General features: G+C 42.3%; 15 protein-coding genes. 5 read left to right on the forward strand and 10 right to left on the reverse strand.

What is annotated here, in order from left to right; translation table 11 throughout:
• Position 1 precedes the first annotated feature (1 nt).
• Genes vgrG through PQO05_RS16745 form a run of 8 tightly spaced genes read right to left on the reverse strand, consistent with a single transcriptional unit; the run spans position 2 to position 6,796 of the window.
• Positions 2–1,753 (reverse strand): type VI secretion system tip protein VgrG, encoded by a 1,752-nt coding sequence (vgrG, locus tag PQO05_RS16710; protein WP_273628559.1) that lies wholly within the window; start codon positions 1,751–1,753, stop codon positions 2–4.
• 6 nt (positions 1,754–1,759) lie between these two features.
• The gene (locus PQO05_RS16715; RefSeq protein ID WP_273628561.1) at positions 1,760–2,443 is read right to left on the reverse strand and encodes a CIS tube protein; all 684 of its coding nucleotides are present in this window, start codon (positions 2,441–2,443) and stop codon (positions 1,760–1,762) included.
• Positions 2,443–2,628, reverse strand: coding sequence for a DUF5908 family protein (locus PQO05_RS16720; protein WP_273628563.1), 186 nt, complete (start codon positions 2,626–2,628; stop codon positions 2,443–2,445). Before PQO05_RS16720 ends, PQO05_RS16715 begins: the two co-directional genes overlap by 1 nt.
• Before the next feature lies 1 nt (position 2,629).
• A complete protein-coding gene (locus tag PQO05_RS16725; protein WP_273628564.1) occupies positions 2,630–3,085 on the reverse strand; it encodes a phage tail protein in 456 nt (151 codons plus the stop codon).
• Between the two features lie 31 nt (positions 3,086–3,116).
• The gene (locus PQO05_RS16730; RefSeq protein WP_273628566.1) at positions 3,117–3,548 is read right to left on the reverse strand and encodes a phage tail protein; all 432 of its coding nucleotides are present in this window, start codon (positions 3,546–3,548) and stop codon (positions 3,117–3,119) included.
• A gap of 51 nt (positions 3,549–3,599) precedes the next feature.
• Complete coding sequence (locus PQO05_RS16735) at positions 3,600–5,015, reverse strand: phage tail sheath family protein (protein WP_273628567.1); 1,416 nt, start codon at positions 5,013–5,015, stop codon at positions 3,600–3,602.
• Between the two features lie 18 nt (positions 5,016–5,033).
• Complete coding sequence (locus PQO05_RS16740; RefSeq protein ID WP_273628568.1) at positions 5,034–6,206, reverse strand: hypothetical protein; 1,173 nt, start codon at positions 6,204–6,206, stop codon at positions 5,034–5,036.
• On the reverse strand, positions 6,203–6,796 hold the full coding sequence (locus tag PQO05_RS16745) for a Pvc16 family protein (protein ID WP_273628570.1): 594 nt from the start codon (positions 6,794–6,796) through the stop codon (positions 6,203–6,205). Before PQO05_RS16745 ends, PQO05_RS16740 begins: the two co-directional genes overlap by 4 nt.
• 263 nt (positions 6,797–7,059) lie before the next feature.
• Here PQO05_RS16745 and xth point away from each other — a divergent pair, with 263 nt between their 5' ends.
• The 3 genes from xth (at position 7,060) to PQO05_RS16760 (ending at position 9,648) form a co-directional block, all read left to right on the forward strand.
• Positions 7,060–7,836, forward strand: coding sequence for an exodeoxyribonuclease III (gene xth, locus PQO05_RS16750; protein WP_273628571.1), 777 nt, complete (start codon positions 7,060–7,062; stop codon positions 7,834–7,836).
• Positions 7,837–8,167: 331 nt separating this feature from the next.
• The gene (locus tag PQO05_RS16755; RefSeq protein WP_273628572.1) at positions 8,168–8,893 is read left to right on the forward strand and encodes a Crp/Fnr family transcriptional regulator; all 726 of its coding nucleotides are present in this window, start codon (positions 8,168–8,170) and stop codon (positions 8,891–8,893) included.
• Positions 8,894–9,000: 107 nt separating this feature from the next.
• Positions 9,001–9,648 carry an outer membrane beta-barrel protein gene (locus PQO05_RS16760; protein WP_273628573.1) on the forward strand — a complete coding sequence of 216 codons (648 nt, stop codon included), beginning with the start codon at positions 9,001–9,003 and terminating at the stop codon, positions 9,646–9,648.
• 18 nt (positions 9,649–9,666) lie between these two features.
• On the opposite strand, the gene PQO05_RS16765 is transcribed toward PQO05_RS16760, so the two are convergent.
• On the reverse strand, positions 9,667–12,129 hold the full coding sequence (locus PQO05_RS16765) for a TonB-dependent receptor (RefSeq protein WP_273628574.1): 2,463 nt from the start codon (positions 12,127–12,129) through the stop codon (positions 9,667–9,669).
• Between the two features lie 194 nt (positions 12,130–12,323).
• On the opposite strand from PQO05_RS16765, the gene PQO05_RS16770 reads away from it, so the two are divergent.
• Positions 12,324–13,103 carry a DUF5995 family protein gene (locus tag PQO05_RS16770; protein WP_273628575.1) on the forward strand — a complete coding sequence of 260 codons (780 nt, stop codon included), beginning with the start codon at positions 12,324–12,326 and terminating at the stop codon, positions 13,101–13,103.
• On the opposite strand, the gene PQO05_RS16775 is transcribed toward PQO05_RS16770, so the two are convergent.
• Complete coding sequence (locus PQO05_RS16775) at positions 13,104–14,816, reverse strand: FAD/NAD(P)-binding protein (protein ID WP_273628576.1); 1,713 nt, start codon at positions 14,814–14,816, stop codon at positions 13,104–13,106.
• 141 nt (positions 14,817–14,957) lie between these two features.
• Between PQO05_RS16775 and PQO05_RS16780 the strand changes: the two genes are divergently transcribed.
• A complete protein-coding gene (locus PQO05_RS16780; protein ID WP_273628577.1) occupies positions 14,958–15,356 on the forward strand; it encodes a YidH family protein in 399 nt (132 codons plus the stop codon).
• Positions 15,357–15,395 lie beyond the last annotated feature (39 nt).

Consider the following 15,395-nt stretch of genomic DNA (forward strand, 5'->3'; position numbering starts at 1 on the left):
TTTAATTTATCTGTACAATTGATCCCTTTACTGCTGTGCTGCCGCTCGATGAAATCTCAGCACCGGCGCTGCCTTCAACTTTTACCTGGGCACTGCCCTTGAGGTTGGCGTTAACACCTTCCATCTTTACATCGCCGGCAGAGGTTGTCATCACTATATCCTTAATACTTTCCAGTTTTATACCATCCTGGTTCATGGTAATTTTGTTGCCGTTCTGGTCTGTTAGCTGGATCATCTTTTCATCCTCGCTAATCAGCACTTTATTCCCGGCAGGTGTTTCTATATCGATGGTCTTTTTATCATCGTTAAAAATCATTTTCATTTCGCTACGCGATACATAACCTTTCTCATCATTTTTATCGCTGGCTGTTAGAGGGGCAGGTTTTTTGCTGCTATTCAGCATTCCCAAAATCATGGCAAAACGTGGGTCGTTATTAATGAAGCCAACGATTACTTCATCCCCAATTTCGGGACGAAAAAATGTACCGCGTTTATCGCCTGCATCCAATGTGCTTACCCGGCTCCAAATGCCATCTTCCTGTGTGCTAATGTTGGGCAGGCGTACCATAATACGGTCTTCCCCATCCGGGTCGTTTTCCAGTTTGGTTACTACGCCAATTTGCAAACCTTGCACGGCTGGCAATAATGCACCTGCTAACGGTTGCTGTACCTCGTAAGTCTGTGCAAACCATTCGGGGTTTACACCGAACTGGAAAGTAGTTTTCCAGTCGCCTTTATTTATTTCGTGCCTAACCCCGGTTACAAATAATTTCCCTTCGAAACGTTCGCCCACGCCTTTCAATTCAATCATTTTTCCGGGGATCACTGCCGGGGTGCCATCCGTAGTTACCCGGCCTCGCAACTTGGCCAGCCTGTGCCTTAGCATTTTCGAGTTGGCCCATTGCTGTAATTCCTGGTCGGGCAATTTGCCGCTGTGCTGCAGCTGAAAATCATCGGCACCAATTACACCTGATAAAGTATCCGCCGATAAATTCCCTGCATCGGGCACGCCGGGATCCTCGCTTTCTACATCGGTAATCATTTCCTGGTCGGTGGAATTCCAGGCAATTGCTTTTACACCTTTCAATTGGTAACGGGCATCAATCTCAGCATCCAAATCATGTACCGTTGCTCCGTATTGAATGGTTAGTGCGGTATCAGACGTAAAATCCGGTTTCTTTACACTTAACTTGCCATCACTGGCAATACATAACAGGCTGTTTACATCGGCGCGGCACAATAGCATATCCCAGTCGGTGGTGTTGTACTGCACAATTTCTTTTTGCTGCACTGTCGAAGCATCCACGTCTTTATCAATCTGATAAGGGCTTATTAATTCTTCTATCATGTCGCTGTCTTTTAAATCTGTAAAGTATTTATTCTTACAAACCACCGTCATTTTAATAGCTACGTCCCGGCATTCAACCACCAATACCGAACTCGTTTTTCTGATCTTGATACCGTGTTTAATCACAATACCTTTAAAAATGGTTTCCTCATTTGCCCGGTAACCGGCTTTGATCTCAATGTTTTTACCGGGGATAAAATCATCCTTATTACTAATCTCGAACGACTGCTTCGAGGGCTCGCCATCCATTATAATTATGCTTGCCGACGGAACCCTGTTAATCTCTTTGTTCACCACGATGGACAATACCTGGTATGTTTTAGAAACCGCATTCCCTTCAGAGAGTATCGTGAACGTGCATACACTTTTGGGTGCTTCTGATGGTATGGTCCTGTCGTTTGGCATATTTATTTATGATGCAGTAGTTGTTGTTAAAGGCGGAAAAAACAGGTCGGTTCCCTGTGCTATCTGCCTGAAATTAATCAGGTTATTTACTTTGGCTACTTCGAGATAATATTTAGAATCACCGTAAACCTGGTAGCACAGCAACGGTAATGTATCGCCCTGCATCACGGTTTTATAATGTGTTAAGTCCGGCGATTGTGGGTTTTCGATAGCAACTCTCAACGTTTCTTCAATACTCCCTTTAAATCCCGCTTTACACACCGCACGGATCGGGCTGCCATCCGGATTGAACAACTTATAAGTAATACTCAGTGAAGTGCAACGACCTTTGAACAGCAAATGCCCCCAAACCAGTTTAAAATGCTTAGGCTCGTGCGACTGGCTATCGTACTCGAGCATCATTGTTTTAAAGGCGTTTACATCATCAAAAACATCATTTCGCGGGTTTTGGTCGATAATACCGGTAGAATCAAACAAAAACTCGAACGATAGTTCTTCGGGTGCTTTTACATTGAAGCGCTGGGTGGCGTTGCTGGTACCGTGCCCCTGCCCTTCGGTAAATTCCACCTTATACTCTAAAGCATAAGTCTCCGGGTTAATCAATGCCTTAAAAGGATCGCCCACCTGGTGACTATCGGCAAAATCAGGATTATTATAGGCCAGTATCTGTACCTTTTCAAGCTTACCCATTACCGTTCGTTTTTGTTGTTGATGATATCCATTACCTCTTCAATGCATTGCTTAATCACTTTTTCCTTGTCAGTTGCAGCAGCCTTATCGCCGCCCCCGCCACCATTAGCGGCGGGTGTACCTTCGCCGCCCTGTGGCTGGTTCACAGTTACTTTAATATGTAATTCCCTGATCTCTAAAGGCATATTAGTTTACTGTAAAGTAGTTATAGCTGATGTCCAGCGTCTCTATCACGATAGAGTTATCCTGCGCGTTTAAATCAGACACCGACCATTTTTTGGGCCATGCATTGTATACGTTCCATGTTTTAAGGGGCTGATGCTCTTCGTTCAACAATACAATATTGATGTGTACCGGGTTAAATACACGGTTCTGAAATGCATCCAGGCACCAATCAATCACCTTCGAATCCGTGAGCATACCGCGCTTTAATGACAGGTCGGGATACTTGGTGCGTACCGGCAAAGTATGTTCGAAACGATTTTCACCGCCTTCTTTAAATGCCTCGGTATCAAACTCAATACTTAAACCCGATACCGCCTGGAAACGAACATCATTATCATTGCCGATACCTACAAACTCTACCTTAAAGTGGAAACCTACCGGCGGGTAATAGCCACCGGCTGCAGTTGTCTGTGCCATAATTTATATTGTTATAAAGAAGAAAAACCGCTTAGGTTATTAAATCAAGTCCTTCGTGTGCCAACTCAAGCGTTTCAATGGCCACCTCGTTGCCATCGGCTTTTAAATCACTGGCCTGTACTTTAACCGGAAAGGCGTTAATGACTTTCCAGTTAATTACAGGATCGTGATTTTCATTCAACAGACTGATGGTGAGGTCCCGGCGCTCTACCGTGTTCAGGCTGATGGTTTTTATCCAGGTGTAAAATTCAAGGTCGCCCGCAAATGTTCCCCGCTTAAGCGTAATGTTGCTGAACTTTTGCATGCCAGGCATCTTAATTTTAGAATACTGCGGGCTCGAACCTTCGCGGTATTCAATCGCTTCGGCCTGCATATCGAGCCCTGTTACTTCAGAAAACCCGATTCTTGTACCTCCCCATTGCACCACAAAATGGAACTTGGGTAGTGGATATGTATTTGCCATTTTTTTAAGTTTTGGTTTAATTGATTTTTATAGATCGAACATTACAGACCATTAACTCTGTGCCAGTAGGTGACTAAACCGCAGCACAATAAACTCTGCCGGGCGAACGGCTGCCAGGCCTATCTCCACAATCATCAACCCATTCAAAATATCCTGGGCGGTCATGGTTTTGTTGAGGCCAACGGCTACATAGAAAGCCTGCTCTGGTTTGGCACCTTGTAAAGCACCTTGTCGCCATAATGTGGTCAGGAAGTTTTCGAGCATACCCTGCACTTTTACCCAGGTATTGGAATCATTAGGCTCGAACACAAAGGCTGCGCTTGCATTTTTAGAACTTTCTTCAACCATGTTAAAGAAACGGCGAACCGAGATGTAGCGCCACTCGTTATCATTACCCGCCAGTGTGCGTGCACCCCAAACCAGTATCCCCTTGCCTGTAAAGGAGCGGATTACGTTGATTGATTTTCCGGCAACGCTATCTACGTTCAAATCAGCTTGCTCAGCTTCGGTAACCTGCACGGTTAGGCCATTCACTAAGTTCAAGCTTACGTTGGCGGGTGCTTTCCACACGCCGCGTGTACTATCAACCAGTGCATATACGCCTGCTATGGTACTGCTTGGTGGCAGGGTAACCCGCAGTTTGTTTACCTCAAGTGTAACCAACGATTGCAATTCTGTGCTCAATGCTGTGTACGCCGGTGTGGTAACCGTGGCATCTTTACTGTATGATACTGTAAAGGTGGTTGCATCGGTATTATCATATTGATAGTTAAGCGCAGTACGCAGTTGCGGGTAATAGGCTGCACCATAATTTAAATAAGTAGTGCCGGTTGTGCCACGTAGTAGGCTGGGGTCGTCGCCATAACAATCCATTATTACAAAACGGTCTTTCAAAGTACCGGCCTGTAATAAGGCTTCTTCGTAAACATTGCCTGTATCGACGCCGGTGGCATCGGCCATCTCTATAGCCTGCGGAAACACAATCAATGTTGGCTCATCATACCGGCCGGCCATTTCGAGCCCTGCTTCCAGATCGGCAGCAGCTATGGCAGATACCGAAAAATCACCTACACTTATAATATAGCAAGGCCCGCCACCATTGGCAAAATACATTTGCATGTGGTAGTGCATGGTTTGGATTGATGGTGTAGCTATAGCGGCATTAATAACCCGGGTTTGCAGTACCGGCGGCGTGGCTGTGTTGTAGGTTTCGGTAATGGTTACTGCCACTCCTTCATTAACACCATAGCCAAAATAGGTTTCGTATTCCAATAACGATGTTATCCTTAGCGCCTCTGTAACGTCAACAGTATTAATGGTTACTACCGGCAAAGGTGCGCCTGCAATACCTCTGGTTTCGGTATATCCAATAAATACCGGAATTGCTGTTTCTACCTCGGCTACTGATGGTGGAAACTTGGGTATTTCTTCGATGTAAACACCCGGGGTTTTGTAACTGAATGCCATAATATTGAATTGTTTATGTTAATAATTTAAATGCAGCTCCGAACAGTAGTAATTGAACCCATCCTTGTTGATAGTGCCCAACCTGTTAATAGTTGGATTAGCTATTGGCGATATATTGCCCAGAGAGGTTGATTCGATCGACAGGGTATTAACAGGTTGTTGATTAAATGGTATTGGCTTTACAGATATAAACTCGTTAGGGTCGCCGGCTGTAAAGGTGTACTTATCTGGCGCAGGGCGCGAATCATTGACCGATGTTACATCAGCCGTGCGGGCTATGTATCGCCATATAACAGCCCGGTTGGCAAACCTGATAACAAAGCGTGTTTTATTGGGCTTACCCGCAGCATCAAACAAGCCAAATACCGATGGAGAGGCGTAATTATTTACGATATTAATAATACCGAACACATCCCGCGATGCAGCCAGGGTGCTATCTATATAAATCAGGTTTTTCTGCCCGTTAATATCGATGCTATATTTACCGGACGGCAGGTTATCCAGCTTTAGCTGAATAGTGCTTTGCGCCGTATCATAGGTAAGGTTAATGGTATCTAACACCTTTTGATCATAAGCCGTACCAGCATTATTTAAGCCATTAACGTTTACCGTAAATGTGTTTGCAGGTGTTACCGCGAAACTGGTTATGTAAGGCGCAAGGGTAATCAGATCGCCACCGTTTACATATTGAACTTTATTGCGGTTAAGCCAGGCATCGGTATTGGTTAGTGCGTTGCCCGAGCCGGGTTTCAGTGCCTCATAAATATTGCCGGTGTTGGTTGCTACCAGATCGCCTATATTATAGGTAGTAGCATTATTATATAGCGCTATTTTAGATTGCAGCAGTACATCAGTACCCGATTGATTTTGATTGGTATTGCTAAAATAATACCGCTGCGGTGCCGATGGTGTATAGCTGAGATTGGTGAAATTATAAAAATGTACATGCTGTAATAGCATGGCAAATACAAAGTTTTTGGTTGATTGTATGGGTATTAATGGCAAGCCACTCTCATTTACCCGCACCAATACAAACAATTGGTTGCCGGCAAATTTGTACACCATCCCCATATTCTTCATTGCTACGGCTGTTTCGGCAGTAGGTACAATGGCAAAATCGGGGCAGCGCTGATCTGTATAATAATCATGCATCAACTCAACGCTGAATAATATGGCGTAATTTAAATTCATGATACGGCCTGTTGGTTTAAACTGTTAACATTGATTTCGGTGATGAGGCCGCCGCCTGCAACTACAGCATCTTCGTCGAGCGTAATTTGCCTTACCTTATACATTACTGAAGGCAGATATTTGCCACCAAGTGTACTCCACAGATGATTGATCTGCTCAAAATTGAGCGTATACAGATCTGTTATCAACTTAATGATACGGGGATCTAAATCGGGGTGACTAAGCGGCGTAAATACATTTTGATATTGAAAAAATTGGATAATATAAGCCAGCCATTTTAAGGCATCGGCATATTCGGCTTTATTAATAGATATTAATAAATATAAATTAATATATATCGGCGGGTTTTTATAAACTACAGAAGTATTATTTTTAAAATAGTTTTCCTGCTGCTTGGCAATACGGTCTTCCTCTACATTAACAAGCGTTAATACAGCCTTACCGTTAAGGCTGTTAGGGCCTGTGGTATCATTGTCCAATGCTTTGGAAACATTGCCCAAAATTAGCCTTGGGTCGGTATTAACGCCAAGTTTACCAGACAGATAAGCATTAATCTCATCCGACAGAAACTTCATTGTCTCGTAGATCATAAAACTATACTTAGGTTAATTGGAGCTAACAGATAGTTATTTCAGTAGATCTTTTAAAAGAAAAAGGTGAAAAACAAACGGCTTAAAACGGGATAATAGCTGGCACTGATAGTATATTATAAAGGTATATAATATTATTATATAAATACAAATCTTTTTTATAATATTTTATATATGATTTATAAACAAATGTGAAACTTGTTGCGCAAGCCCTTATTTTTACGGAAATTGTTGCTGATATCATCAACCTAAAATTTCCACCTATGAAAATAGCTACCTATAATGTTAACGGCGTAAACGGACGCCTGCCTGTATTACTCCGCTGGCTCGAAGAAACCCAACCCGATGTTGTTTGCCTGCAGGAATTAAAAGCCCCGCAAGAAAAATTCCCTGAACAAGCCATACTGGATGCTGGATACAATGCGATATGGCACGGACAAAAAAGCTGGAACGGCGTAGCGATATTATCACGCAACCTACCCATACAGGAATTAAAACGAGGCCTGCCCGGCGACCCCGAGGATGAGCATAGCCGTTATATAGAAGCATTAGTTAATGGTGTTGTTATTGGCTGTTTATATCTACCTAATGGCAATCCTGCTCCCGGCCCCAAGTTTGATTATAAATTAAGCTGGTTCGAGCGCCTGATAACCCATGCCAGCGGTTTATTGGCCAAAGATATCCCCGTAATATTAACCGGCGATTACAATGTAATACCTACCGAGATTGATGTTTACAAACCAGAGCGCTGGCTGGAAGATGCCCTGTTCAGACCTGAAACACGGATAGCTTTTAAAACACTGGTTGACCAGGGATGGACGGATGCCATCCGCAAGCTGCACCCCCACGAGAAGGTTTATACCTTTTATGATTATTTCCGCAATGCTTATGGCCGCGATGCAGGTTTACGGATCGATCACTTTTTATTAAGCCCCAAAATTGACAAACGTCTTATCGCCGCAGGTGTTGACCGCAACGTGCGCGGATGGGAAAAAACAAGCGACCATTGCCCGGTATGGATAGAACTAACTGATGAGTAATTACTTAGTAAAGTTTCAATTAGCATATAGAAAAGACCGGAAAACTATTTTTCTGGTCTTTTTTTATACATACATAACGTACAATTAACTGAATATTTGCAAAAACGTTTAATTAATTTAAACACTGTGTTGCATTTTTTGTTTAAAAATGACCATTTTAGAACTAATCAATCATTTAACACAATCAAAAAGTCATTTTTTTCATATAATTATTAAATTTTAATAAAAAAGACAAAATAAAACCTATAAATTTGTTCGTTAAATTAATTTAACAAATAAAAACGAAGAAAAACGTTACTAATTTTATATAAAATCATTTGCAATTAATTTCATGGACAAGAAAAAGCTCGAATTCGATATAAATAATTGCTACTTATCTCAAAATTGTGTTAAAGAATGGTTACCTGCTATTGCTTTTAATCGAAAAGATTTCAAAGTAAAGAAAGGCGAGCTCATTTTTAAGGAAGGCGACGAGGTTAAGGGCATTTATTTTGTTAATACCGGCGTGGTTAAAGTCCATAAAAGATGGGATGATGATAAAGACCTGATTATAAGGTTCGCCAAAAGCGGATCTATTCTGGGACACCGTGGCTTGGGCGGCGATAATGAACCCTATCCGGTTTCGGCAACAGCTTTAGAGAACTGCATTATCAGTTTTTTTGATATGGATTTCTTCGAAAATACTATCAAAGTAAACAGCGGTTTTACCTATAAGCTGCTTATGTTTTTTGCAGAGGAATTAAGGGAATCTGAAAGAAAGATGCGTAACCTGGCACACATGCCTGTTAAGGGCCGTATTGCAGAAGCATTATTATTGTTAGATAAACAATTCGGCCATGATTATAATGGCGTTATCAATATAGAACTAAGCCGTCAGGATTTGGCTTCATTTGCCGGCACTACTTACGAAACTGTTTTTAGGGTAATGAATGACCTGATGGGCGAGCGCTTGGTTAGCGTAACAGGCAAAAGTATCATCATCACCAATTACAAAGGCTTATCAAAACTTACCCAGGAGGCAGAGACCAAATATTTCCCAATCAGCCTGGCCGGATAAAGCACCCATCTCCTACATCTTTCTAAATCTACGGTACAATTTTTCTACAGATTTCTTATCTATTTTCAGTCAGAATCAGGTGGTACAAATCCTGGTCCGCCTGACAAATGCTTAGAAATACCCCTTCGAAAATACCCTACAGATTAAAGATCAATAAGGCGATATACATTTGTCTCTTTGCATTACTAACAGGCAATCATCTTTTAGCACAAACAGAAAAGTTTACGTCAAGGCTTTATTTTCCAGGTGGCATTGGCTACAACGCAGTAAATAACGATGCCGCCGGTATTGCTTTTAAAAACGGCTTCTCGCTTAATACCGGGGCTGAGTATCGCCCCAAATACATCAACGCCTTATTTTACCGTTTTAACTATGATGTTTTAAACAGTAGCTATACGCATAACAGTTTTATAAACACCAACGTAAGCAATGGTAAGTTTACGAGTAACTGCTTTGTATTGGGTGCCGGTTACCGCATGAGCTACAAAGGCATGGGCCTTTATGCGCTTGCCCAACCTGGCTTAATTAATCATGGCTATGATAAGGTTACCTACCTGGATAATAACGAAATTACGGTGAGTAGCGCCACGCAGCACAATGCCATTATCAAGTTAGCGGCGGGGATTGAATATTATATCGTTCCGCATTTTGCCCTGGTCTTGGAGCCTTCTTACTATCAAAACCTATCGAACAAAAACAACCTTACGCCAAGTTTCTTCAACATCAACATTGGTTTTACCACAACGCTGTTTTAGCTAATATGATCAGGTTGATTATTTACCACCCTGATCTTGCGGAACAGATTGATCGCCGTTGTCTTCTTTATTCTTTTTAAACTCCAGTTTACCGAATTTATAATTAAGGCTGATACCGAATGAACGGTACGGCACTTCCCTTAAACTCGACTGGTTAAAGTTGGCTCCATTGGTAGTGGTTGTTTGCTTAACGTATTGGTTAAACGGATTAGCCATAGTTAACCCCAGGCTCAGCTTTTTTTCCATAAACTGTTTGCGGAACGCGATGTTATAAAACCCAAATGCCGGGCGCTCACCCTGGATACCTTTCTGGCTCGAGTTATAGTTACCAAATACTTCGCCCACCAAGTTATGTGGAAACTGGTAGCTCGCATTCAGGTTAGCACGATAAGCAAAGCCCGTAACCGTTGCCAAACCTGGCGTACTGTTGCTGCGTGATCCTAATTGAATATTAGACCGCAGGCTCAATTTACCCACAGGCACAGAGCCATATAAATTCAACCCCACCCCTGTTTGTGAACCTATATTATAGCGCTGGCTTAAGGCAACGTTGCTGTATTCCGTTCCGCCAATATCCAGTACCGAATAAAAAGTAGTTAATGATTGTATATCATCGGTATTGTGCCTGTAAAAAGCTGAAGCCGATATATTGCTGCCGCTATCAAACGATTTACTGTAGCCAAGCTCATAATTATGGCCAATTTCCGGTTTCAGATTAGGGTTACCTGTGCTGATGTTGTGCGGGTCGCTGATGTTATAGAATGGGTTCAGGTCGCCGTAATCGGGGCGCTCGATACGGTATGAATAAGAGAACTTGATAGATTGCGACTGGTTTTTTCCAAACTTGTGCAACACCGTAAACGACGGTGCGAAAGTATTATAACCAGGAATTTGTGTTCCGGGAAAATCAGCATTGGTAACTGTGCGCTCATAACGCAAGCCTGCCTTACCTTCCAGAAAATCATTAAATAGTTGAAATGAACCCGATACATAACCTGCATATATCTTTCTGTCATAGTTAAAGCTATATGTCTGATTAGCATTCGGCACGTAACTACCATCGTTAAATAAAGTATCGGTAGCTACACTGTTGTTCAGGTCCTCTAAAACTGCTTTGGCACCTGTTTCTAAGGTAAATGCCTTGCTGAACGGCTGAGTATAATCAATAGAAATATTGGTTTCATGATCGCGGCCGGGGTTATTACTCATCGATCCCGATGATGGATAACCGCCTGTTAAATAATCCTGCTCCTGCGAATAGTAAGATGTGTTTTTACCATAGCTCGAATTATATAAGATCTCCAGCTCCTGTCCTTCCTTTTTAAAGGTATGCTTATAATCTAAACTCCAGTCGGTTGAGTGGGCGTTGAAACGACTTGCAGAATTGCGGATACTTGAAATATCTGACAGTAGGTTATTAGACGGCAAGCCCAGGATTTGCTGATCCTGGTTAGTGATACTGGTATTGGTATTGCTAAAATGATTAAACCCTACTGAACCGGTAAGGTTATCATGCTTACTAAGATCCCACTGAAAATTAACGCCCGACTGGTATCCCCCACGCTTAAATTTACCGTCCCCGTTTTGTAGCAGGTTAGTTAAACTATCGCGCGAATCATTATAAGATTGCCTGGTGGTTCTTGTATGGGTGGTTGAACTCAACTGTTCATTTCCGCTAAAAAACACACCTGCGCCAAAATTGCCTTTGCGTGCATTCAAATTAAATGAACCGTTCTCTAAACGGGTACCAGCAGATAAATTAACCGTACCATTAATGCCCTGTACCTTGCTATCCTTCAAAACTATATTAATAATACCACCTGTACCCGTAGCATCATATTTAGCACCGGGGCTGGTAATTACTTCAATACTTTTAATCTGGCTGGCTGGGATTGATTGCAGTGCATCGGCCAAACTCGAGCCAAAAATACTTGATGGCTTCCCATTGATCAGGAAACGGATGTTTGAATTTCCCTGCAACTCCACATTACCATCAATATCAACACTTACCTGCGGTACCTTTTTCAATACATCAATAGCCACACCACCTTGTGCTGTTAAATCATTGGCGGTATTGTACACCATTTTATCTATCTTATTTTCTACAACAGGGGCTTTGGCTACAATATTTACATCCTTTAATGTAGTTTGCGCCGGGCTTAATATTATAGTGCCGATGGATTTATTAGCGCCATTCGCCACCGTAACATTATCAATCGTTTGGCGTTGATAACCCAGAAAATCAACCGTAACACGGTAAGTACCATCCGGGATATTGCTAATTTTAAAACCGCCCTTCGCATCAGAACTTGCGCCATTAAACGGACTGGTAGACCCGGATTTGTAAACACTGATGGTAGCATAATCAACCGGCTGTTTGGTATCAGCATCGATAATTTTACCTGATATAATGCCTTTTGACTGGCCAAAAACTGTTAAACTAAATAAAACGGATATGATTAAGATACAGCAATACTTCATTCTGATGGAAATTCTATAAGCTGCAAAAATCTAATAAAACTCTGTACTAAAGTTGAATTTTAACCGATAAACGGCCATAGTAGCGTTCATCAACTAATTTGTTACAATATGTTAATTTAAGGTTAGCAAATTGCGATGAGCAACACCGTGTCGATAAAATACTTATTATCAAATAATTGGTATATTTATTTATCATGACCGAAACCACAATTGATGATATTATCCAGTCGCTGCAAAACATTATTGCAAAATGTGCAGCTGCTAACAGCCGTTTAGGTTACTTCGCTACCCTGTATTTAAAGGTAACGCAAAGCGTTAAAGACGGCATTGCGTCCGGCCAGTTCCAGGACGGGCAGAGGATGGAAAAACTGGATGTAGTATTTGCCAGCCGGTATCTCGACGCATACCAAAAGTGGACCAGCCACCAACCCACCACAACCTCATGGGCTATTGCATTTGAGCAGGCCGAAAAATCATCTGTGCTGGTATTACAACATTTACTTTTAGGGATGAATGCCCACATCAACCTAGATCTGGGCATTGCCGCGGTTGAAGTTTGCGAGGGCCAGCCCCTGGCAAACTTATCGCAGGATTTTGATGCTATTAATACCATCATCGCTGCACTAACCAACCAGGTGTTATTTGAATTAGGACAGGTTTCGCCTTTGCTTTCCTTATTGGGGCTGCATGCCTCAAACGCTAATTCTGCATTGATACAATTTAGCATTGGCAATGCCCGTGATGGCGCCTGGTGTTTTGCAGAAAGCCTGATTGCTCAAAAGCCCGAAGATTATGCAGCCTTTATCGCCACGAGAGATAAAACCATCCACAACCTTGGCAATAGCATAGTTGATACAAGTGGCTTTATGCGCTTAACTGTATGGCTCATCCATTTATTTGAGTGGAAAAAACCATCAAGGATTATCAAAGCGCTCAACGAATATCAGAAAAAGAAGATTGTTGTAGCTAAATGATTATAAATCCGGCAATAAACTCTTAATAATAATGGACGAAGCTTGCTGACAAAAATCAAGCCCCGAGTAATCGGGGTTATATCCGCCTATGTAAGAAACCGCCATAATATAAATCCGTTCGTTTAATGCCCCGTAGGCATCCACCACCTCGAAACTATCATTAATGGCAACGCCGGGTACTTTCAAGTAATAATCGCCACGTTGGTCTTGCGTAACATCTTTTCCATCAATCAAAGCCTTGCGACCGGCTTCTGCCGATCTGAATTTGAGCCGCGCAGGGGTAATGGTATGCTTATCGCGCAGGCTTTTAAACGGAAACTCATCATACGTTAAATGCGGCTGGCCTATGCAATTTACATAAGTGTTAAAGTATACCGACTGCTGTTTCCCTTGCGGATCTGTGTAGTAATAAGTAGCGCCGCCGTGGGGTTCTGCCTCTACCCTGTTATCGTATCCAACCTCAACCAGGCTCAGCACACCGGCATTATGCAGGGCAATCAATTCTTCGGCCGAACTTTGTGGTGTATAGGCTATAACAATAGAGATCAATGGCATCAGCGTTTTTTGCAGCCTTTGCATATCTTCTGCCGATAAATGTTTGGCCGGATAATTCAATGCGAAGCTGAGCGTGCCCAGCATCTCTTTCCAGTAAATGGATTCTCTTTTTTTAATCGATTTTTCCGCTTCGGCATACTCGGCTTTCAGCAATTGAAAGGGATCTTTATCTTCCCTGAAATTCATGATAAAGGCCACAAAATCTTCAAGTTGCATATTCTTAACCCGCTCATAAAAACCGGGATCTTCCACGCGAATAGGCTCAATAAAATCTTTCTTGAAGATATAATCCAGCGCTAGAAAGCCATCATTGGCCGCAATGTGAGTTTTGATCTCTTCTTTGCCGGCCAATGGCTTGTTTGACAGGTGCGAATCCTTCAAATGAAACCTCACCGCAGGCAGCATGCCTTCGCGGCTGTGCATCACCAATCTGAAACCAGGGCTATCATCTGCAAGGCGATAAAAGAGTTTACCATCTTTATCCTTATCGAAGGTACCGTTATAACGGGCCAGCGTTTTGATGGCATCAATGGCAGTAAGCGACGAACCCGTGATAGCCACGGGATGATTGAGTTTTAACCTGAGTTTTGCGGGCGGATAAGGCGAATCGAAATAATTGGGGCTCTTACCTTCATTTTTAACCGGCCAGCTGTGACCGCTACAAATAATTACATGATCGAATTCGAATTTCTGCTCTTGATTTATTTCTACTAAAACCAATTCCTGTTCGGGGTAATCAATTATATCAGTTACGTGGCTGTTATAGTGTACTTCGAAATCAACACCTGCTTCTTTAGCCTGCTTCAGCAACAGATCGAACTGTGCTTTAAGGTACTGCCCGAATAGCAAACGCGGTAATACTTTATATTCGTTAAAACGGTCTACATCGATATGATATTTATCGAGGGTATCTTTAGGTATCGTTTTAATCCAATCGGCAAGCGGGGTAACCAAATCAGGGATTTCGTTGCCAGATACGTTGGTAACATGCTCATCATTAGCGCCATCTGTACTGTAAGGCATCCCTGCACCCAGGTTATTTTTCTTCTCGAAGATAGTGATAGATAAATCAGACGATTTAGCCTCTAACAACCTTTTAAACATGAATAAGCCGCTCGGCCCACCGCCAAGAATGGCGATCCGTTTTTTGTTTTTCAAGTTCTAAGCGTTGTAGTTTATTGGTATATTTAGTTCGGTAACCAGAATTTGGCTACGGTTATATTAACCACCCGACTTAAGCTTTGTTTGATAAGAACAATTTAAGAGCAAGCAGTATAATTATTGAAACCCTCATAAATAATGGAAGAAAATAGCGACAACATAAAGCCATCAATAAGTAATCCCAGCGACCATCTGGCCAACGAGCGCACCTTTTTGGCATGGATCAGAACAGGCATTGCGTTAATGGGCTTTGGTTTTGTGGTGGTTAAGTTTGCTCTGTTTATCAGGCAAATTGCATTGGCGCTGCATAAACCCGGCATGCCCGAACCCAGCCCGGCCTATTCATCACAAATTGGCACCATGTTAATTGCCGGTGGCATTATTATGGTCGGTTACGCCTATAAACGCTATCGCATTACAGAACGTCAGTTATTTCAACACCAATACAGGCCATCTTATTTGCTTGCTATACTGGTTACCGTACTGATACTTATTTCGGGTATTGCATTAATATTTTTCTTGTTGCCTAATTTGTAAGGCAAGTATCTTTTCGAGGTACAGCTTATATATACAATC

The organism is Mucilaginibacter jinjuensis (assembly GCF_028596025.1).
Taxonomy (GTDB): Bacteria; Bacteroidota; Bacteroidia; order Sphingobacteriales; family Sphingobacteriaceae; genus Mucilaginibacter; species Mucilaginibacter jinjuensis.